The organism is Brevibacillus sp. FSL K6-0770 (assembly GCF_038000275.1).
GTDB classification, from domain to species: Bacteria; Bacillota; Bacilli; order Brevibacillales; family Brevibacillaceae; genus Brevibacillus; species Brevibacillus parabrevis.
This window is the reverse complement of sequence record NZ_JBBOBQ010000001.1, coordinates 883,068-902,071: the sequence shown is the minus strand read 5'-3', so window position 1 is coordinate 902,071 and position 19,004 is coordinate 883,068. Positions and strand designations below refer to the sequence as shown.

Below are 19,004 nucleotides of genomic sequence, written 5' to 3'. Positions count from 1 at the left end.
ATTTTAGAGCAGGGCGATCGTAAGCAATGTAAACAAAGCGAGTGGAATGATTCTTTTGCCTCTGCGGCAAGGACGACGGCGCCTTCTTTTCGGCACGACAACCGCAGCCGGAGGAACTGGCGGTGGCGGTGGTGGCGGCGGAAACGGATACCATGGCTGCGGCGGGAAAGGCGGATAAGGGCTCATGTACGGGTTGAATCCGCCGTACGGACTAAAAAATGGATTGCCGTCCGGGAACGGCTGCATCTGGCCGTACGGAAAACTCGGGCTGCCGAACGGGCTGACTTGACCAAACGGCTGACTCGGACTGCCAAACGGACTCACTTGGCCGTACGGTTGGCTCGGACTGCCAAATGGTCTCATCTGGCCGTACGGTTGACTCGGGCTGCCGAACGGACTCACTTGGCCAAACGGTTGACCCGGACTGCCAAACGGAACCATTTGACCGTACGGTTGACCCGGGCTGCCAAACGGACTCACCTGACCAAACGGTTGACCTGGACTGCCAAACGGAGTCATCGGAGCGTAAGGATAGCAGTCATCGGCGTACGGACTGACTTGCCCCCCTGGAGGTCGCCGATTTGGCTGGCTGCTGCTGCTAAACGGACTGACATCGCCGTACGGCTGATAGCCGCCGTAGGGGAGATACCCTCCGTAAGGATTCCAATCTTGATGCATTCCCCAGTCGCCGGGCGATTTCCGGCTGGCTACCTCTTCGATTTCATATTCATAGTCGTTTTCTTCCGCATCCGGGTCGTCCACTTCAACGTATACATTCTGATCGTCAAAATCCACGATCACGCCTTCAAAAATCTGGCCGTCTATCGCTTCAATGCGCACTTTTTTCTCGACGTGTTCTTTGCATATGTTGTGCACATTTTCGCGCATATCCTTGATCAGACTGACCGTCTGGACGTCAGCCTGGTACAGGTTTTTTTCATCCTGCATGGAAACTCCTCCCCTTCTGGTGCTCTTTATTACCATATACATGTGCCCATGGGGAGGTGTTCCGGTTTGCAGGCAAGACTAGCCCATTTTATGTGCGCTGACGTTTTCTTCTGTTACGAAGCGCGCAGGCAAAAACGGGGCGAGCTGCTCCCGCTCTCCTTTTTCCAGATAGTCCGTCATCCACTTCGCTGTGGCGGGCGAGAGCAAAATGCCGTTGCGGAAGTGCCCTCCGGCAATCGACAGCCCTTCCCATCCAGGTACAGGCCCAAGCAATGGCTTGCCATCCGCCGTAGCTGGCCGCAATCCGCCCCACGCCTCCAGAAAAGCGGCTGAATGCAAGGCCGGAACGTACGGCATGACCCCGTTCAGGATGCTGGCTAACCCCGCCATCGTCACTTCGCGCTGAAAGCCGCTCTCGTCTTCTGTTGCGCCAAGCACGATTTTGCCGTCTTTTTTCGGCGTCACATATCCCGTCGTGCCAAAAATGACGGTGCGCAGCGGAATGCCGACAGAGGAAACAGCGGCAATCTGACCGCGAACCGGACGCACCGGAACCGACACACCCAGCAAGTCCAGCATGACACCTGCCCACGCTCCCGAAGTGATCACCGTATGCGCGGCGCGCAACGGCCCGAGCGAGCTGTCCACGCCAACTACTTTCCCGCCTTTTACCGCGATGCCGCTCACGACACAGCCGGAATGCAGCACAACTCCTTGCAGCTTGCACGCTGTCACCAAAGCGCGAAGCAACATGCGATTGTTGATGTGCCCCTCGTACGGGGAGTAAATCGCTGCCTGCGCTTTGTCTGTCAACAGCGGCTCCACTTCCGCCAATTGCTGCCTTTCCGTCAAAAAGTGCACGCTATGCCCCGCGTCCTTTTGCCAGCGAAATTTCTCTGCCAACTGTGCTTGCTCGCCATCGTCGAGCGCGACCGTGAGCAGCCCCTCCAGGCTGAGCTGTACATCGCCCCCGGTAAACTCCTCCAGCTCTTGCGCCCACTGCGGATAATAAGCCAGAGACGCCATGCCGAAATCGAGCATGGGACCGGGCGCTGTAAACTCCTTCAACGGCGCGAGCATGCCCGCTGCTGCCGAGGACGCCTGTCCGCCCCATTCTCCTTGCTCAACCAACGTGACGCCCATCCCTCTGCGTGACAATTCATACGCCAGACTTAAACCGATAACTCCTCCACCCACTATGAGACAATCGCCCACGTTTTTCTCTCCTCGCTGTTGTGATCTCTCTCCTGATCCAAGTTGAACAGGGCAACATACAAAAAGCCCACCCGTTCCCAAGCAGGAAAAGGTGGGCTTCATACGCCGTATAGCCAAAGAAAAAAGCGCTGTTCGCCGGCAACCGTATCCCTGCGCCGGCATGATCCGGATCAGGTGCAATGGGTCGACGGTCGTATGCTTCCATCCTCTCAGCCCCGCGTGAAGGACTCCCCAAGTTGCTTCTTTACATATTCATTTCACCAACCAAGTATAGTCCTCCTGGCCGCCAGTGACAAGATGCTATACACTCAATCCTCGTCTTTTACATCGTAGCTCTCCGGAACCGTCTCATGGCGCGCTGCCTCCTCGAACTCGCGGAGCTTGCGCATTTCTTCCATATGATGGTTGAACTGTTCCTTGTTGATGACGTACTCGTAGCCGTCGTGCAGAGCGCGAATCTTGCCCTGGTGAATCTTTTCCAAAATAAACGTTTCCGGAAGCTCCAAGTACGCTGCTGTCTCTTCCACGGTCAAATATGTCTTGTTATCGCGCAATCTTGCCTCCAATTCCGCTTTCTGCTGCTCGAATCCAGGTTTGCCCAAAAGGGCGAACATGTTGGCCTTGTACGCCTCCACCCCGGGCTGGTCAAACGGATTGACGCCCAATAAATAGCCGCTGATTCCGCACGCCTTTTCAAAAAAGTAGATCAAGGCACCGAGGTGATACGCCGTCGCCTCTGGCATCTCGACAAGCAGGTTCGGCACGCCGCCATCCACGTGGGCGAGCACCGTCCCTTCGAAAGCCTTTTTATTGACAAATCCCATCCGCTTGCCGGACAAAAAGTTCAGTCCGTCCACATCAAGCGGGTCTTCTTCTACCGTGACATCGATGGCTGGCTTGTTTACGGTTACCACTGTCTCGAACAAGTGTCGCATGCCGTCCTGTATGTACTGCCCCAAGGAATGCAAGTCTGTGGAAAATTCGGCAGCGGCGGGAAAAATTCCTTTGCCATCCTTGCCTTCCGACTCCCCGAAAAGCTGTTTCCACCATTCGGCGAAAAACCGGAACTGCGGCTCGTAGCTGACCAGAAGCTCCACCGTTTTGCCTTTGCGGTACAGGGCGTTGCGAATCGCCGCATACTGGTAGCACGGATTTTCGGCCAAATCCATGACCATGTACCGCTCGCTCGCATCTTGCGCTCCTTTCATCAGGGCATCCATGTCGGCGCCGCTCACGGCGATCGGCAATAGTCCGACTGCTGTCAGGACAGAAAAACGCCCGCCGATGTCATCGGGAATGACAAAGCTCTCGTAGCCCTCATCTTCCGCAAGCTTTTTCAAGGCCCCCCGCGCTTTGTCCGTCGTAATGTAAATTCGCTTCTTCGCCTGCTCGCGGCCGTACTTGTTTTCCAGCCAATTGCGCAACAGCCGAAAAGCTATAGCAGGCTCTGTCGTCGTGCCCGATTTGGAGATGACGTTGATGGAGACGTCTTTTCCTTCCAACACGTCCATCAGATGAGAGATATACACCGGACTGATATTGTTGCCGACAAAATAAATTTCCGGCGATCGCCGCTTCGACTTCGGCAGCAAGTTGTAAAAGCTGTGGCCCAATACGTCCAGTACAGCTTTCGCTCCTAAATATGAACCCCCGATTCCAATTACCAAAAGCACATCTGAGTCAGCCTGGATACGTGCCGCCGCCTGGCGAATCCGCTCATACTCGACGCGGTCGTATTTGTTCGGCCAATCTACCCAGCCAAGATAGTCTCTGCCTGGACCCGTTCTTTTGTGCAACATTTCATGCGCCTGCCCGATTGCTGGCGCAAGCTGCTCCCATTCATGCTGTCTCACAAAGCCGCGTGCATTGGAATAATCAAATCGAATCGCTTGGTTCATGGCTCCCCTCCCAAGGAACGTCATCTATTTTCTTATCTTATCACGCAAAAAGCGAGAAAGTTACTTTCCGTCAAAACATCGCAAAATGTGAGCAAATCGTGAACGATTCGGCAAAAGTGTTACCTTTTTCCATGCCTTCCGTAAAACTACTTCGAGCAATGAAATAATGGTTTCTTTTTAGAACAACAAGGGGAAATGAAAATGAAAAAACGGTGGTGGATCATCGGTTCCGTTGTCGTCCTGTTAGGGGCAGGGTTCGTTGGACTCAACATGATGGGTTCTCAGCAAGCCATGGGCATGCCCGTCAACATCGGAACACCGACCAAATCAGCTCTGGAAAGCAAAATCTTGACCTCCGGAATCGTCATCGTGGAGGACAAGCAGAAGCAGTACGCCAATGTGAACGGCACGTTGCGCGAGTTCGTCGTCAAAGAAGGCGACAAGGTCAAAAAAGGCCAGATCATCGCCAAAATTGATACGACCGATGTGGACAGCAGACTGCTTGATCTCGAAGCGCAGATGGAAGTCGCAAAAGCCAATCTTGCCAAAGCCCAGATCGGCGTAGAACCGGAAGAAGTAGCACAGGAGCGCGAGCGGGTCACGCAGGCACAGCGCGAGTACGATGCGGCCAAGCGAGAATACGACCGGATGAATCAATTGTTCTCCTCGGGCGCTTCGACTCAGCAGGAAGTCGACAAGGCGAAGTCTATCTTGGACAACGCGCTGTCCGCCCTCAATGTGGCGAAACAACAGTCCGCCCTGAAACAAAAAGGGCCGCGCAAAGAAGACATCGCCGCTCAGCAGGCACAAATCAACAAACTGGCCGTCGAACGGACTCAACTGGAAAAAGAACGCGTCCAGAGCGTTGTCGTCGCACCTGCGAACGGAACCGTTATTGGCGTCGCGGCGGACAACGGCCAATACGTCAACAAAGGCACGGAAATTTTGACACTGGCTAATCTCGACAACTTGCTCATCCAAGCTGACATCAACGAATCGGATGTCGGCAAGCTGAAGCTCGGACAGACGGCGACCATCGAAGGCATTACGCTGGGCAAACAAATGCTGAATGCCCAGATCACCCGAATCGCCCCGATCGCAACCACTAGCCAAAGCAGTTCGGGCCAAAGTGAGAAGACCCGCGTCAAAGTCATCCTCAAGCCGCAAGGAGATTTGAGCGCGCTCAAGCCAGGCTTCCACGTGGACATCAACATCTTGGCGGAAAAAATCGATAACGCTCTGCAAGTTCCGATCGAAGCTATCCAGCAGGAAGCGGACGGCAGCACTTTCGTCTGGATATCCGAGAACGGAATCGCCAAGAAACAGAAAGTCGCCACAGGCACCGAAAATGAACTGTTCTCCCACATCAAGCAAGGTCTGAACGGAGACGAGCAAATCATTTTGGGACCTGTTGAAGCGCTGAGTGAAGGAGCGCCTGTCATGCCGATGAGCGGCGGTCCCGCACCAATGGGCATGTAACGACTGAATGTGTTCCACGTAAAAAGGAGGTCAGCCGACAATGCTTCAGGTAGAAGGCTTGACGAAATCATACAAGACTGGCGATAGCACCCTCCCTATTTTGAAAGGTGTATCCTTGCTGGTGGAACAAGGCGAGTTCGTCGCCATCATGGGACCATCAGGATCAGGGAAATCGACGTTCATGAACATGCTGGGCTGTCTGGATCGCCCGGACACGGGAAGCTACATTCTCGACGGGATTGAGGTAAGCAGCCTCAATGACAAGCAGCTCGCCTACGTACGCAATCAAAAAATCGGCTTTGTGTTTCAGTCGTTCAATCTGCTCGCCCGCTCCACTTCCCTGCACAACGTAGAGTTGCCGATGATGTACGCCAACGTCAGCCGTTCGGAAAGACGCAACAGGGCTACAGAAGCGCTGAAACGAGTAGGGCTGGGCGAACGCATGCACCACAAGCCTACTCAACTGTCCGGGGGTCAAAAGCAGCGCGTCGCCATCGCCAGAGCGCTGGTCAACCGTCCCGCCATCCTTTTGGCAGACGAACCGACAGGAAACCTCGATAGTCGCTCCGGTGTCGAGATCATGTCGATTTTTCAGGAACTGCACGCTCAAGGCGTCACGATTATTCTCGTCACGCACGAGATGGACATCGCCCAGCACGCCGAGCGAATCGTCACGTTCAAAGACGGCATCATCATCCGCGATGAGCGGGTAGAGGAACGCGTTTTCTCTACCCCGAATGACGAGGTGATTGTCACGTGAATTTTATGGAAAGCTTTTACACCGCACTGGAGGGCATTTGGGCCAACAAAATGCGCTCGGCCCTGACCATGCTCGGCATCATCATCGGGATTACTTCTGTCATCGCCGTTACCGCGCTTGGGGAAGGCGGACAAAAAGCAATCAACGACGAGATGGAAAAATTCGGGCAAAACACCTTCAACGTCTTCATTAACTGGGAGACAAAAGAAAAAATCGAATCCGACGACCTGACTATCGATGACGCTGCTGTCCTGGGCAGAATCAGTCCGGCAATCGAGTACATCGTCCCTTACAGCGGAACGACAATCGAGTTGAAGGGGCCGAAAAAAGAAGAGCGGGCCAACCTGACCGCCACCACGGCGGATTATTTCAACATCCAGAAAAGAATGAAAGTAACAAAAGGCCGCCTGTTCAGCGATACCGATGACAAGGAACAGCGCGCTGTCGTCGTGCTGGAGGACAAGCTTGGCGAGAAGCTGTTCGGACAAATGAATCCGATCGGTCAGCGCGTTCGCTGGGGAAACAATTCCCTCGTCGTCATCGGCACGTACTCAGAGGAAAAATTCAAGTTTGACATGGGCCAGGAAACATTCGGCGCCGTAGTTCCCATCCAGTATTACAACTCCCTGCTGGAAGAACCGTCGATCCATTCGTTTATGGGTACGGCTGTCGACAAAGCTTCCGTCAACTCGGCCATGCAGCAGGCCAAGCAATATTTGACGCGCAAACACCAAAAGAACGACCATTACATGGTTCGCAGCATGCAAGAATCGGTTGACCAGTTCAATCAGCTGACAGGCACGCTCACCTTGATTTTCAGCATCATCGCCGGGATCTCGCTCGTAGTCGGCGGGGTCGGCGTCATGAACATCATGCTCGTCTCCGTCACCGAGCGCACGCGGGAAATCGGGATTCGCAAAGCGCTGGGGGCGCGGCGAAGCGATATTTTGATTCAGTTTCTCATTGAATCCATCATCGTCTGCCTGATCGGCGGATTGGTCGGCGTCCTGTGCGGACTTGGCATCGCCGCCTTGATCTCGCATTTTGCCAACCTTCCACCGCTGCTATCGTGGAACAGCGTATTTATCGCGTTTGGCTTCTCCAGCGCTATCGGCATCTTTTTCGGGCTTTATCCAGCCAACAAAGCTGCCAAGCTCGACCCGATCGAAGCGCTGCGTTACGAATAGACCGATACAAAAAACATGCACCTGTGCAACTTTCGCCACAGGTGCATGTTTATGTTGGAAACGTATCTGTCATCAGCTTCAAAAGAAAAAAAAGCGCAATCCCGACGCTCGCGACTGTCCACCAGAGCGTTTTGCTGTCAGTCTTGTCTGCCTTGTAGATACCGCTCAGCTTCCAGGTGCCTACAGCTACACAGAGGAGACTGATCAGGAGCAGGATTGTCCCCATGATCTCCCTCCTTTCCCCTCTCCTAGCTATATGGGGATGGAGGGAAAAAAATCACTCCTTGGGCTGCTTTTTCCCCAACCGGCCAAGCACCTGGCGACCGCGCTGCTTGAGCGCCTCGTCTTTAAGCGCAAGCTGCCGCTTTTTCATCAGGCCGTTTTTCGAAGTATCCGGACGATCCGGTTGTTTGTCGTCGCGCATCAGCTGAACTTGCCTCCGCCTTTTTTCTCATAGTCATTCAGCAGCTCGGCAAAGCTTTTGTTGCGCTCGCGTGCTTCCTGTTCGCGGCGTTTTTGTTCCTCAGCTTCCTTTGCCTTCCGCTCGTTTTCTGACTTCATGTCTTTTTCCAGCTGCTTCAGCTTCGATACCGCATCTGCGTTCAGCATGTCCTTCAAGCTGCCAAGCGAAGCCTTCGCTTCTGTTGCTGCTTCCTGCGTGTGACGCTGGTTTGGTTGCTGTTTTTGTTTTTTCTTTGCCATTTGAACTGCCATCCTTTCCCTATCGAACTAACGCCCTCATTCTCCGTCCCGTTTTGGGTCATACTACTTGTAAGCTTCGCATTGAGAGGAGGACGAAACATGGTGCGCAACAAAGCAAAAGACTTTGGAAAAACCGCAGAAATCCGCGGCCCGAAAGCTCAATCCGAGGCCATCCGTTCCAACGGTTCCATTAATAGTGAACCACAAGAAAGGTTAAAAGAAAACCGTTAGGCCAAAAGTTTAACCGCCGGGCTTGGTATCACGCCCGGCGGTTTTTATTGGGAGACATACTCTTCGGACTGGCTCTTTTTTGCACCGACTCTTGCCTCAGGACGGTCAGCTTGTCATCCAGTTGAAAGCGGCAACCGTTTTTGACCAGCCTTTTGGCCAAATCCCGCTCCATGGCGATGCGCGGCAGCTCCTTGAACAACCCGGCCCGAAGCAAGTGTTCCTTGCGCAGCGAGACGTGTTGGGTATCAAACAGCGCCCATGGCGAGCGATAACGCGTAAGGTGCGGCCCGTATTTTTCCCGGATTGCCAGCCGCTTCTGCGCCATCGGACAAGGCAAGCCGATATGAAAAGGCAGTTCGTTTACGATCTGGCTTTCTTCCAGCAGCGGGATCGGTTTGACAAGCGTATGCGGCCGTTTGATGTGCGGGTATTGCTCCAGCCAAAGCTGGCACTCCGCGTGCTGGATCTCTGTAAACCCTGGCTCATACACGGAATATATCCGCTTACGATCCTGTCCGAGCAAGACAAGCTGACTGGCTTTCTCATGCGCCTGCTGATGGACGCCGATGAATGAACGCGGAACAAGCATGTGGCTGGCCAGAAACACAATCAGTTCGCCTCGCGCAAGCTTGATCCCCGAATTGAGCAAATAGGCGAGCGGCTTTTGTTTGCGAAGCCGCACATAGTTCAACGAAAAATGGGCGGTAAATCGGGACAGTTTTTCCGCCGTCTCGTCCGTTGAAGCGTTGTCAAGGACGATCACCTCAAACTGTTCAAACGCGCAAAATTGCAGGTTGAAGCCGAACAGGGTATACAAGAGCTGATCGTCTGCATCTTTGGCAGGAATGACGACACTTGTCAGCATCGAATCTCCCCCCTTTTTCTGTGAAAAACGTCAAGCCGCTTTTCATGAAAGTGGATGTTACCGTTTTGTTTTGTAGCATATGCGGCAGACCACCATTTGGGCTGGGCTTGGCTCACGACCCGACCGCCACCGTATAAGCAACGAAAGTGTGATGCATGCTAAAAATGATGGCTGCCTCTCTTGGCGAACCTTTCGGCTGTATGGATAAGTGGATAAAGGAGGTTCAACGAATGGACAACGACCAGAAGCATCGTGAAAAAACAAAGGATATTTCCCTCGACGGAACCTTGCCGCATCAGATCAGCGCCCCTGATTTCAAAAAATCGTCCCGTTCCATCCAGCGACCTTTTGTCAACGAATTTGGCGTCGTGATCGGAGACAGCTTGTACGAGTCCAAAGAATCCCCGTTGAACAACTGGAGCACGGACACGGACCCTTCCATCATGGCGGGCGACCAATGGGTGCATCCAACCAACGATATCGGCTGGAACTCCTACGAAAACAAGGAGCTGCTGGAAGACAAGCCCATAGGCAATGCCCGCTTTATGCATCCGACGAAAGATGTCAGCAAAGGCAAGGATTGATTGAGCTGTCTTGAAAAAATCGCCCATTCGGAAAAGACACACTGACCGAATGGGTGTTTTTGGTTTGTATGTTACAATGGGGCTTGAAGAGACAGAAAGGAGCTGGCCCATGAGCATCACACTTGCGATAGCGCCTGCATTTTCGCTCGCCTATCAACGATATTCCGAATTTCGTCCAGGTGACACGCTTCGCCTGTACGTGCGGACAAGCGGTCCTGGAACGGGCGGGCTTTTCTACGCGATTGAAAAAGATGAAGCCATGCCTGACGACGCCATTTTCGAAGTGGAGGGCTTGCGCTTTGTCATCCGCCCTGCCGATTTCTGGTACTTCGATGGCGGTCAGCTTGACTTTGACCCTACATACGGCGAATACGGCTTTCGCTTCTTCAACCCGCGTCTGGCGGACTAGCAGAAACTTTTCTGGGCGTCATCCGTATGAAAGAGAGACTGCCATGACGTATGGGAGGAGCGTTTCATGAAAAAGAGCGGTTCGATTCTTTTGGCCGTCGGCGCTTTTTTGCTGGCCAATTTCAAATGGTTAATCGGTATTTTGAAGTTCTCCAAATTCGGCGCAACCTTTTTGTCGATGATCGTCAGCCTCGGGGCGTACGCCATGATTTACGGCTGGAAGTTTGCCGTGGCGATCGTCTACCTGATTTTCGTCCATGAGATGGGGCATGTCATCGCTGCCAAGCGCAAGGGCATTGCGACTTCGCCAGCCGTCTTCATCCCGTTTGCGGGTGCTTTTATATCGATGAAAGACATGCCGCGCGATGCGAAAACAGAAGCGTATCTCGCTTATGGCGGACCGCTTGCCGGGATGATTGCCTTTTTGCCTGCCCTGCCGCTTTACTGGTGGACGCAGGACCCGTTCTGGGCATTGGTCATCTACCTCGGTGCCGTACTCAACCTGTTCAATCTGTTGCCCGTCTCCCCGCTGGATGGCGGACGGATTGTCTCTGTGCTTTCCACAAAAATCTGGTTCGTTGGACTGATCGGTCTGGGGATCATGCTGTTTACCAATCCAGGCCCGATTATGGGACTCATTTTCATCCTCGGTCTGATTACTTGGTGGAACCGCCTGCGTGAAAACTACCAGCATCAGGTGCTGCAATACGAACGGGAACAAATCGAAAAGTTCATGCACGATATCGCCAAATGGCCTGAACTGGAAACGACATGGGACATGCGTGTCAGCATGAACGAAGAAGTAAGCGCACTGAATCAGGCTGAGCCGGACAAACGCTTCCTCGTCCCGTTCCTGCATGACGAAAAGCGGCTGGCACGCGACCAGAAGCGGCTGGATAAAGTGTATATGAACAGAAAATGGGAACTGTTCAAGCAATGGGAGCGCGAGCCGATCATGTTCATCGAGTCGGACCCGCTGCGTCCCGCTCCGTCCCAGGCACTGCAAGAAGCCGAGCAGGCAGCTCGCCAGCGGCTGGCGGAAGTCGATGAGCAAATGCATCGGCTGACAACGTATTATGTCGCTCCGGCCTCGACCAAGTGGAAAGTGCTGGCTGCTTACCTCGGGCTGGCCGCTGTTTTGTCGGCGTTCTTCGTCTACGGACAGCAGCTTTTGCACCGCTAATCCAGGCTTTGCTCCGACCGTCCGGTTCGTTTGGACCGGACGTTTGACCTTCTGTGACCTTCTGTGGGCGCAAAAACGTGCGCTACGCATACCTGAGAGTCGCTCTTCCCCAGCAAGAGGTCAGAAACGCCCGCCATGGTGATTTATCGCTTTTGAGAGTTGGCGCCAAACAGAGTAAAATAGGAGTGTACTTTCATAAAATTCCAGAGAGGATGACTTTTTACTTGGACAACGTCCCGATAGTGCTCAACCTGCTGCTTGTGATATTTCTTGTTTTTCTGAACGGCTTCTTCGTCGCCGCAGAGTTCGCTCTCGTCAAAGTGCGGCAAACGCGCTTGACACAATTAGTGAATGAAGGAAACAAACGCGCTGTATACGCTCAAAAAGTAACGCAAAAACTGGATGGCTATCTGTCTGCCTGCCAGGTCGGGATTACTCTCGCCTCGCTCGGACTGGGTTGGGTCGGGGAACCGGCTATCGCCCATATGATCGTCGAACCGCTGCTTGGTTCAACAGGATTGCCTGCCTATGCGATTTCTGCGATATCTTTTGGTATAGCGTTCGCGATTATTACCTTCCTGCACATCGTCTTGGGTGAACTGGCTCCGAAATCATTGGCTATTCAAAAAGCAGAAGAAACTTCGCTGTGGGTTGCCGCGCCATTGATGTTTTTCTATAAAATGCTTTACCCGGCGATCTGGTTTTTGAACGGAACCGCCAACGCCCTGATGAAACGACTTGGATTCGAAGCGATCTCGGAACATGAAGCAGCTCATACCGAAGAAGAAATCCGCATCCTCGTCAACCAAAGCCACCAAAGCGGTCATATTGACCAGACTGAATTGTCGCTGGTGGAACACGTTTTCGACTTTTCCGAAACCTTGGCCCGGGAAACGATGATCCCGCGAATTGACATGGTTTGCTTATATAGCACGAATACATTTGAAGAAAACTTGGAGATCATCCGCACGCAGCGACACACCCGTTTCCCTGTAGCGGCTGAGGACAAAGACAACATCATCGGTTTTGTCCACGCCACCGATTTTTACCTGGCGGCCCTGCAAGACGGACGTGTCAAGCTGGATTCGTTGCTCCGCCCTGTTCTGACGGTTCCGGAAACCATGGAGATCAGTACAGTCCTGCGCCTGATGCAGAAAAAGCGCTCGCAGCTCGCAATCGTCATCGACGAGTACGGCGGTACAGCTGGTCTGGTAACGATGGAGGACATTCTGGAAGAAATCGTCGGAGATATCCAGGACGAGTTCGACGAGGAAAGACCGGAGATCGAAAAGCTGGATAACGGCCTCTCCGTTTCCGGCATGCTGACGCTCGCCGACTTGAACGATCATATCCCGTTCGAGCTGGAATCCGAGGATGTAGACACGATTGGCGGCTGGCTGTACAGTCAACTGGAAGAAGATATCGCGGTAGGCGCTACAGTCGAGTGGGAAAACTACTTGTTCACCGTCAAGCAAATGGATAATCACCGTGTCACCCGCGTGTTGATTACACCGATTAAAAACGACGAATCGCCGCAGCAAGAAGAGCTTTTGACCGTTTCCTGATCAACGAAAAGCCACTCCCCTTAGCAACTAGGGTGAGTGGCTTTTTTTGTGTGAAAAACGCCTCGATGTTTTTCTAGATATTGGATGATTCTGTTTGCGGTCAACAAAACGGTCACGGCTGTATTGTTTTGGTTTCGGCTGGAGTCAAGTCGTTTCCAAGCCATCCGACTGCTTCCAGTCTTGCACGCCGTTGTCCTCCAGTATGCCCATCGTTACGTCACTAATATCAGGATCGGTCAGCAGACTGTCGCGAATGCGGTATTTAATGTCGTCCGCTACCGCAAGAGTCAGACCCGCTCGCAGCTCGACATAGCATTCTACGTGGTAAAAGCGGCCTTCCTGGACAATTCGCAGGCGATTGATATCCGTCACATCCGGATCAGCAAAAATAATCGCTGCCACCCGGTCTTCGACTTCTTTTGGAGCGGCGACCCCAATCAAGCCGACCATGTTGTCGTATCCTACCTTGAACGCCACTCCGACCATCAAAATGCCGATCATGATCGTAGCGATACCGTCGAGCAAGGCAAACGTCGTAAACTGTGTCACCACTACCGCGATCAGAGCCAGGAGCGCTCCCGTCGTCGCTACGATATCTTCGTAAAAGACAAGCCGTGTCGGCGGCGCCGCGCGTCCCACATGGCGAAACGCAGCAGGCACAATCCCCCAGCCTTTTGCCTCGACGCGAGTCTCGTGCACGATTTCTTTCATCGCCTTGACCAACACCAAGCCATCTACGACAATCGCCAGAAACAAGATGATAAAATTAAGCCAGAAGTGGCTGGCGTGCGCAGGCTCTTTGAGCAGATGAATGCCTTCCATGACCGTCTCGTACGCCATGATCGTTACGACAATGACTGCGATCATGCAAAACAGGTTGATGACCCGACCAAATCCGGTCGGAAAGCGCGGCGTCGGCTTCTTTTCCGCCAGTACGCTGCCGAAAAACACAAAGCCCTGGTTGACCGCGTCCGCAATCGAGTGCATAGCCGAAGCGAACATCGCCCCGCTGCCGCTGTAGGCTGCGGCAAAGCCTTTGACAATCGCCAGGCCGAGATTGCCCAAAGCTGCTGTCGCTGAAGATGTGTTTCCCTTTTTTAACGTTGTCCAAAAAGAACTCATCCTGCCCGTATCCTCCTCGGGAAAAATCCTGTTTCTTCGTTTATTATTCCCCGTGAAAGCACGTCGTTCCTTTTTCAATAAAAGGAAAAAGGCAGCGCCGCCGACCGCGTTGGCAGCCTTTACGCCAACAATTTCAGCCCCGCCACGGACACGATGACCAGCCCAATGAAAACAAGCCGCAGCGCATCTTTTGGCTCCCCGTAAAACAGCATTCCGACCAAGGCGCTTCCTACCGTGCCGATTCCCGTCCATACGGCGTAGGCGGTGCCCATCGGAATCCCGTTCATCGCGATCGACAGCAAAATAAAGCTGAGCGAAAATCCGCCGAGCAGGACAGCCCATGAACGCAGCGACGGCCGCTGGTTCACCTGCGAAATCCCCATGACGCCTACCACTTCAAACAACCCGGCAAAAATCAACGATACCCATGTCATGCAACTTCCCCCTCCTTGCGCGAATCTCCTCCATGTTCATGCGTGACCACCTTCAAGCCGATGATGCCCGCCAGCAAAAGAGCAATCAGCCCAACTTTCATCCAACTGAACGGCTCCCCGAAAAAAGCCATCTCAACAATCACTGTGCCCGCCGTGCCCAACCCGACAAAGACAGCGTACACCGTGCTCGTCGGCAGCCGTTTGCCTGAGTAGATCAACACAGCGAAGCTGATCATAATAGCAATCACCGTCAGTGCCCACTCCCACAATTGGTCCGCGTATTTCAGCCCTGCTACCCACATCACCTCAAACACGGCGGCAAGCACGACCAGCAGCCAGTTTTTTTGCATCGTAACCCCTCCTTTTTATATCGTTCCCCAAGTGCAACTCGCAGGCTCACCCGGGCTTTTTCCCACATGCAAAAAAAGCCACGGGCGAATACCGTTACAGATATTCTCCCGGGCTTTTATCCCTCCGTGTACACGGCAAACGCCGTGGGTTTTCTCTCGGTCCAGTCCGGCCACTGTCTGGCTCGCGGAACCCTAGAAAACTCAACATATGCAATTTGACTCATGGGCAACTGGCTCCTATTGTAGCAAAAGCCAAACGATTTTTGCAAGATTTTCGCAAGGGCAGCTACTTGTGCTATTCTAACTTACGTAAAGCAAAAGCTCGTCCCAAACGAAAACAAGCAAGGAGAATAAGCCGATGACGAATGTATTGTTTGTGTGCCTGGGAAATATTTGCCGCTCCCCGATGGCAGAAGCTGTTTTTCGCCATCTTGTCGAACAGGAAGGGCTGAGCACAGAAATCAGCATCGACTCTGCCGGGATCGGCGGCTGGCATGCCGGAGAGCGTCCGCACAAAGGCACCCAACAGGTTCTCGACGAAAAAGGGATCGCTCACGACACGTTGCGCGCCCGGCAAATCAAGCACCACGATTTTTCCGAGTACGACTATGTCGTCTGCATGGACGAAGAAAATTTGGCGGCGCTCACCCAAATGGCTCCGTCAGGCAAAAATGTGCACCGCCTGCTGGACTTCGCCAGCTCCGTACAGGAGCAAAACGTGGAAGACCCTTACTACACCGGGCGTTTCTCCTACGTATACGATCTGGTGGAAGCTGGCTGCCGCGGCCTTTTGGCAGAGATCAAAAGCAAAAAGGGATAGCCCTCCGTCTGGGGGCATCCCTTCTTTTTTTACACAGCTACGGTCTTTTCCTCCCACAGCCTGCCCAGCCAGCTTACCGTGCTGCCGATCAGCTTGCTGTAGCTGTCTGCGGAAGAAAATGTATGATCGCCGCCGACAATCACTTCTTTTTCGCACGTTCCCCTTCTGCGCAAGTGCAGCTCCCGCTCGTAATGGAACATCGCATCGACTGCAATGACGTCATCGCGATTGCCGTGCAAGATCAGCACATCTCCTTCAAACTGCTTGACGTGGCGCAATGGCTGAGCACCGTTCAACGACTGGAAGTAGCGTCCGGAAAGCAAGTAGCCATTATGGTCGGTGCTCCCCAAAGAGAGTGCTTCCTGATACTCTTTTTCCCCGACGATCCGCACGATGTCTTCAAACGGCTGGGCTACCGCAGCCCACAGCACCATGGAATGAATCCGTCTGTCCTGACTTGCCGTCAAGGCCGAGACAGCCCCGCCAAGGCTGTGCCCGAGCAAAATAATCCGTTCCTGGTCTACCCGTTCCAGCGCAGCAGCGTAATCGAGCACATCGCGTGTCTGCTTGAGCAAAACGTCCAGCCCGCCTGCTCCGTAATCCCCGTCGCTTTCTCCGCATCCGCCATAATCAAAGCGCAAGACGCCAAACCCGTGAGCGGCAAGCTCTCTGGCGGCTTTTACAAACAAGCGGTTGACGCCGACTCGACTGCCGATAAAGCCATGGCAGATGACAACCAATGGGTATTTCGCAACCGTCCTGCCGTTTTGCTGCTCTGGCTCATGCAACGTTCCCGTCAACATAACTGTCTCGCTTGGAATATGTAATGTCCGTTCCAAAGAACTCACCTCTTTTATTTATAGTATTCCGAGTAGTTTACTTTGTTATTGACTATATTATCTCCTGTCCTGGCGAAAATGTCAAGAGTCGCCTGCGTTTTGGCACAGGCGACTCTTTTTATGGCTGAAGCGCTTTGCCGATTCTTGCTTGCAGCACTTCAAGCAGCTGCATCCATTCCCGTCCTTGCTCGGATTCTTCGTTGCCAGCATACTGATGCTCGCTTGGATAGAGCGAGTAGAAAACGCCCTCTTTGTTCTCCCCGATTTTCGTCAGGAAAGGATGCTCTTGATAATAAGGCAGCTTCGCCTGCTCCTTCGTCAAGCGGACAACCGTCGCCAACGGAACGTCTTTTTTGGCTGCTGTGTCCTTGTAGTAAAACTGCACGCTAGACGGGTTGCCTTCTTCGTTCGGCAATGTCGCTTCCACGATTTTCAGCTTGCTCATCACTTTTTCCGGCAACAAAATCCGGTAGCCGAGCTTGCTGTCGTAAGCCTTCATCGCTTCGAAAGTCTTCTCGATGTTTTGATCGTTCAACGACTCAGGCGTATTCCAGATGCCTACCGATTTGTCCGATGCAGGTGCAACACTCTCGACAAACCATTGGTCACCCTGCTGGCTCACGACGAGAATCGCCCGATCCGTGCCGAATTTGCCTGTGGAAGTCACCAGGTCAAAATCGATCTGGTATTTCAGCTTTTGATTTTGCCCGCTGCCAACAGAATCATCCGTTATGCTTGCGACCGTAAAGCCTTCCACCCACGGACTGGATGCGCCTGTCACCCAATGGGCGTTCTCCAGAGGAGCTTTCAGCCCAGAACGCGCCTGCTCTGTCAAGAGCGCGTATTGCAGCGCACCGTTTCTCAGTTTGACAGCCTTTGCCCAAGTCTGGGCCGTATCGTATGCAGAAGTAGGAATAATCCCGCTCTCCAGCATTTTCAATTGCTCGCTCACTGAACTTTGAACAACTGCCGGTTTTTCCACTGCTGCGGCGCTGGATGGCTGCTGCACAATCGTCACGACGGAATAAGCCGTAACCCCGATTGCCAGTGCCGAACCTAACACGATGATTTTTTTCAACATTTCTGAACGCCTCCCAGTTGATCCCATGCCTGTATCGTACAGGCGAAAAATTGACTTGCACCTATTAGGACGCAACAACTGCCGTTTTGTAACGCAATTGCCTGGAAAATATTTGTGTTCACTAAAAATGAAAAAGCCAAGACCCGTCAGCTAACGGGAATCGGCTTTTCTCTTCGCTGTATGGTTACGCGTTGACCTGTTTGATAAACTCTTTCATCAAAGCAGGCAGATCGTTCCAGGCGTGCCCGGAAATCAAGTTGCGATCTACATGGAAGCGCGTCTCGATGTACTTCGCTCCAGCCGCTTCAACCTCTGGACGGCAGGCAAAATATGCGGTCATCTCGCGTCCTTTGATTTCGTCTGCAATTACCGTAAGTGCCACACTCGCATGACACAAAATCATAATTGGTTTATCATGTTGGAAGAAATGACGGGCGATCCGGGCAAAATCTTTGTGCAGCCGGATATGCTCAGGGGCGCGTCCGCCGGGAATAATCAGGGCAGCGTACTCCTGCGAATCAATCTCTTCGAACGACGCATGTGCTTCGATCTGGTAGCCGCGTTTTTCCGTGAAAGTTTGCCAGTCTTCAAAATCGTGCACAACGGTATGAAGCACCTTCTTATCAGTCGGCGAGGCAATCGTCACTTCCAAGCCTTCCTCCAGGCAGCGATAATACGGATAGTAGGCTTCCAGCGCTTCCACTGCGTCGCCTGTCAGAATCAATACTTTTTTAGCCATGGCGGCTTCCACTCCTTTATTTATAAGCAATGAGGTTGTTGCGTATCAACAAGGCTTATTATACAGGCGTGCGCCAGCCAACATAAGAATGCACTTTTTTGTGCGGTAGTTACCAAAAGGATACTTATGGACAATGCTGTAGCAAAGGGAGAAAAACCATGCTTGATCTGAGAAAAGAAACGATGGAAAAAATCCGCAACGGCGATTTCACTTGCTCCAAGGAACTGACGCTGTCCATGTTCAGCGGGAAGTGGAAGGTCGTCATTTTATGGCACTTGGGCGTAGAAGGCCCGCATCGCTTCAGCGAGCTGCAACGCCTGTTTCCGAAAATTACGCATAAAATGCTGACGAGCCAGCTCAAGGAGCTGATCGAGGACGGGATCGTCCATCGCGAGGTTTATCCGGAAGTTCCGCCACGGGTGGAGTATTCCATGACCGAGCTGGGAATGACGCTGTTGCCGATCATCGAGCTAATGTACGAGTGGGGCGAAAAACGGATGGAGCAGTTGAAACTGGAATTGGGCGAGCAAACCACTCCTGCCTGCGAATGCCCGGTATCGCCCCAAAATAAAGAAGGATAGCACCCGACTGAGG

General features: G+C 53.0%; 23 protein-coding genes, 1 pseudogene and 2 riboswitches. Of the genes and pseudogenes, 10 read left to right on the top strand and 14 right to left on the bottom strand.

Annotation, left to right across the window (positions count from 1 at the left end; genetic code table 11):
• Window positions 1-3 precede the first annotated feature (3 nt).
• The 4 genes and pseudogenes from NST23_RS04575 to NST23_RS04560 form a co-directional block, all read right to left on the bottom strand.
• On the bottom strand, window positions 4-948 hold the full coding sequence (locus tag NST23_RS04575; protein WP_122966239.1) for a hypothetical protein: 945 nt from the start codon (window positions 946-948) through the stop codon (window positions 4-6).
• Window positions 949-1,026: 78 nt separating this feature from the next.
• Window positions 1,027-2,163, bottom strand: a complete 1,137-nt coding sequence (thiO, locus tag NST23_RS04570) for a glycine oxidase ThiO (protein ID WP_340963223.1) — start codon at window positions 2,161-2,163, stop codon at window positions 1,027-1,029.
• 127 nt (window positions 2,164-2,290) lie between these two features.
• Window positions 2,291-2,407: riboswitch (TPP riboswitch) on the bottom strand.
• A gap of 64 nt (window positions 2,408-2,471) precedes the next feature.
• Window positions 2,472-2,690, bottom strand: a complete 219-nt coding sequence (locus tag NST23_RS04565) for an excisionase family DNA-binding protein (protein WP_307723370.1) — start codon at window positions 2,688-2,690, stop codon at window positions 2,472-2,474.
• A gap of 21 nt (window positions 2,691-2,711) precedes the next feature.
• A pseudogene (locus tag NST23_RS04560) lies at window positions 2,712-4,061 on the bottom strand (glucose-6-phosphate isomerase); the annotation flags it as partial.
• Between the two features lie 201 nt (window positions 4,062-4,262).
• Between NST23_RS04560 and NST23_RS04555 the strand changes: the two are divergent.
• The 3 genes from NST23_RS04555 to NST23_RS04545 are packed head-to-tail and all read left to right on the top strand — an operon-like array spanning window position 4,263 to window position 7,487.
• Window positions 4,263-5,540: an efflux RND transporter periplasmic adaptor subunit gene (locus NST23_RS04555; protein ID WP_122966241.1), complete on the top strand. Its 1,278-nt coding sequence runs from the start codon at window positions 4,263-4,265 to the stop codon at window positions 5,538-5,540.
• Window positions 5,541-5,580: 40 nt separating this feature from the next.
• A complete protein-coding gene (locus NST23_RS04550) occupies window positions 5,581-6,300 on the top strand; it encodes an ABC transporter ATP-binding protein (protein WP_122966242.1) in 720 nt (239 codons plus the stop codon).
• Window positions 6,297-7,487, top strand: a complete 1,191-nt coding sequence (locus tag NST23_RS04545; RefSeq protein WP_122966243.1) for an ABC transporter permease — start codon at window positions 6,297-6,299, stop codon at window positions 7,485-7,487. Before NST23_RS04550 ends, NST23_RS04545 begins: the two co-directional genes overlap by 4 nt.
• A gap of 49 nt (window positions 7,488-7,536) precedes the next feature.
• Here the strand turns inward: NST23_RS04545 and NST23_RS04540 are convergent, their stop codons facing one another.
• The 3 genes from NST23_RS04540 to NST23_RS04530 are packed head-to-tail and all read right to left on the bottom strand — an operon-like array spanning window position 7,537 to window position 8,189.
• Window positions 7,537-7,713 (bottom strand): hypothetical protein, encoded by a 177-nt coding sequence (locus NST23_RS04540; RefSeq protein WP_167470375.1) that lies wholly within the window; start codon window positions 7,711-7,713, stop codon window positions 7,537-7,539.
• A gap of 51 nt (window positions 7,714-7,764) precedes the next feature.
• Complete coding sequence (locus NST23_RS04535) at window positions 7,765-7,911, bottom strand: hypothetical protein (protein ID WP_167470376.1); 147 nt, start codon at window positions 7,909-7,911, stop codon at window positions 7,765-7,767.
• Entirely contained in the window at window positions 7,911-8,189 is a 279-nt protein-coding gene (locus tag NST23_RS04530; RefSeq protein WP_340963219.1) for a YqkE family protein, read from the bottom strand. The genes NST23_RS04535 and NST23_RS04530 overlap by 1 nt, the downstream gene beginning before the upstream one ends.
• A 99-nt stretch (window positions 8,190-8,288) precedes the next feature.
• On the opposite strand from NST23_RS04530, the gene sspK reads away from it, so the two are divergent.
• The gene (sspK, locus tag NST23_RS04525; RefSeq protein ID WP_063230518.1) at window positions 8,289-8,420 is read left to right on the top strand and encodes a small acid-soluble spore protein K; all 132 of its coding nucleotides are present in this window, start codon (window positions 8,289-8,291) and stop codon (window positions 8,418-8,420) included.
• Window positions 8,421-8,448: 28 nt separating this feature from the next.
• Here the strand turns inward: sspK and NST23_RS04520 are convergent, their stop codons facing one another.
• Window positions 8,449-9,285, bottom strand: coding sequence for a glycosyltransferase family A protein (locus tag NST23_RS04520; protein ID WP_217022481.1), 837 nt, complete (start codon window positions 9,283-9,285; stop codon window positions 8,449-8,451).
• A 230-nt stretch (window positions 9,286-9,515) separates the two neighbouring features.
• On the opposite strand from NST23_RS04520, the gene NST23_RS04515 reads away from it, so the two are divergent.
• The 4 genes from NST23_RS04515 to NST23_RS04500 all read left to right on the top strand — a co-directional run bounded on the left by NST23_RS04515 (window position 9,516) and on the right by NST23_RS04500 (window position 13,025).
• Window positions 9,516-9,869 carry a DUF3905 domain-containing protein gene (locus NST23_RS04515; protein ID WP_122966246.1) on the top strand — a complete coding sequence of 118 codons (354 nt, stop codon included), beginning with the start codon at window positions 9,516-9,518 and terminating at the stop codon, window positions 9,867-9,869.
• Window positions 9,870-9,978: 109 nt separating this feature from the next.
• Entirely contained in the window at window positions 9,979-10,278 is a 300-nt protein-coding gene (locus NST23_RS04510; RefSeq protein WP_063230523.1) for an iron-sulfur cluster biosynthesis family protein, read from the top strand.
• A 66-nt stretch (window positions 10,279-10,344) separates the two neighbouring features.
• Window positions 10,345-11,460 (top strand): site-2 protease family protein, encoded by a 1,116-nt coding sequence (locus NST23_RS04505; RefSeq protein ID WP_340963217.1) that lies wholly within the window; start codon window positions 10,345-10,347, stop codon window positions 11,458-11,460.
• A 224-nt stretch (window positions 11,461-11,684) separates the two neighbouring features.
• Entirely contained in the window at window positions 11,685-13,025 is a 1,341-nt protein-coding gene (locus NST23_RS04500) for a hemolysin family protein (protein WP_122966365.1), read from the top strand.
• Between the two features lie 144 nt (window positions 13,026-13,169).
• Here NST23_RS04500 and NST23_RS04495 read toward each other — a convergent pair whose 3' ends face one another.
• From NST23_RS04495 to NST23_RS04485, 3 genes are all read right to left on the bottom strand, one after another.
• Window positions 13,170-14,147: a cation diffusion facilitator family transporter gene (locus tag NST23_RS04495; RefSeq protein WP_122966248.1), complete on the bottom strand. Its 978-nt coding sequence runs from the start codon at window positions 14,145-14,147 to the stop codon at window positions 13,170-13,172.
• A gap of 119 nt (window positions 14,148-14,266) precedes the next feature.
• Window positions 14,267-14,581, bottom strand: a complete 315-nt coding sequence (locus tag NST23_RS04490) for a DMT family transporter (protein ID WP_122966249.1) — start codon at window positions 14,579-14,581, stop codon at window positions 14,267-14,269.
• Window positions 14,578-14,931, bottom strand: a complete 354-nt coding sequence (locus NST23_RS04485; RefSeq protein WP_340963214.1) for a DMT family transporter — start codon at window positions 14,929-14,931, stop codon at window positions 14,578-14,580. The genes NST23_RS04490 and NST23_RS04485 overlap by 4 nt, the downstream gene beginning before the upstream one ends.
• Before the next feature lie 103 nt (window positions 14,932-15,034).
• Window positions 15,035-15,138: riboswitch (guanidine-I (ykkC/yxkD leader) on the bottom strand.
• 151 nt (window positions 15,139-15,289) lie between these two features.
• Here NST23_RS04485 and NST23_RS04480 point away from each other — a divergent pair.
• Window positions 15,290-15,751, top strand: a complete 462-nt coding sequence (locus NST23_RS04480; RefSeq protein ID WP_314303048.1) for a low molecular weight protein-tyrosine-phosphatase — start codon at window positions 15,290-15,292, stop codon at window positions 15,749-15,751.
• Window positions 15,752-15,780: 29 nt separating this feature from the next.
• Here the strand turns inward: NST23_RS04480 and NST23_RS04475 are convergent, their stop codons facing one another.
• The 3 genes from NST23_RS04475 to NST23_RS04465 all read right to left on the bottom strand — a co-directional run bounded on the left by NST23_RS04475 (window position 15,781) and on the right by NST23_RS04465 (window position 18,410).
• Window positions 15,781-16,590 carry an alpha/beta hydrolase family protein gene (locus NST23_RS04475; protein WP_173597125.1) on the bottom strand — a complete coding sequence of 270 codons (810 nt, stop codon included), beginning with the start codon at window positions 16,588-16,590 and terminating at the stop codon, window positions 15,781-15,783.
• Between the two features lie 118 nt (window positions 16,591-16,708).
• The gene (locus NST23_RS04470) at window positions 16,709-17,671 is read right to left on the bottom strand and encodes a hypothetical protein (protein ID WP_122966253.1); all 963 of its coding nucleotides are present in this window, start codon (window positions 17,669-17,671) and stop codon (window positions 16,709-16,711) included.
• Between the two features lie 184 nt (window positions 17,672-17,855).
• Window positions 17,856-18,410, bottom strand: a complete 555-nt coding sequence (locus tag NST23_RS04465) for a DJ-1/PfpI family protein (protein ID WP_340963212.1) — start codon at window positions 18,408-18,410, stop codon at window positions 17,856-17,858.
• A gap of 158 nt (window positions 18,411-18,568) precedes the next feature.
• Here NST23_RS04465 and NST23_RS04460 point away from each other — a divergent pair, with 158 nt between their 5' ends.
• Window positions 18,569-18,991 (top strand): winged helix-turn-helix transcriptional regulator, encoded by a 423-nt coding sequence (locus NST23_RS04460; RefSeq protein ID WP_122966255.1) that lies wholly within the window; start codon window positions 18,569-18,571, stop codon window positions 18,989-18,991.
• Window positions 18,992-19,004: the final 13 nt, after the last annotated feature.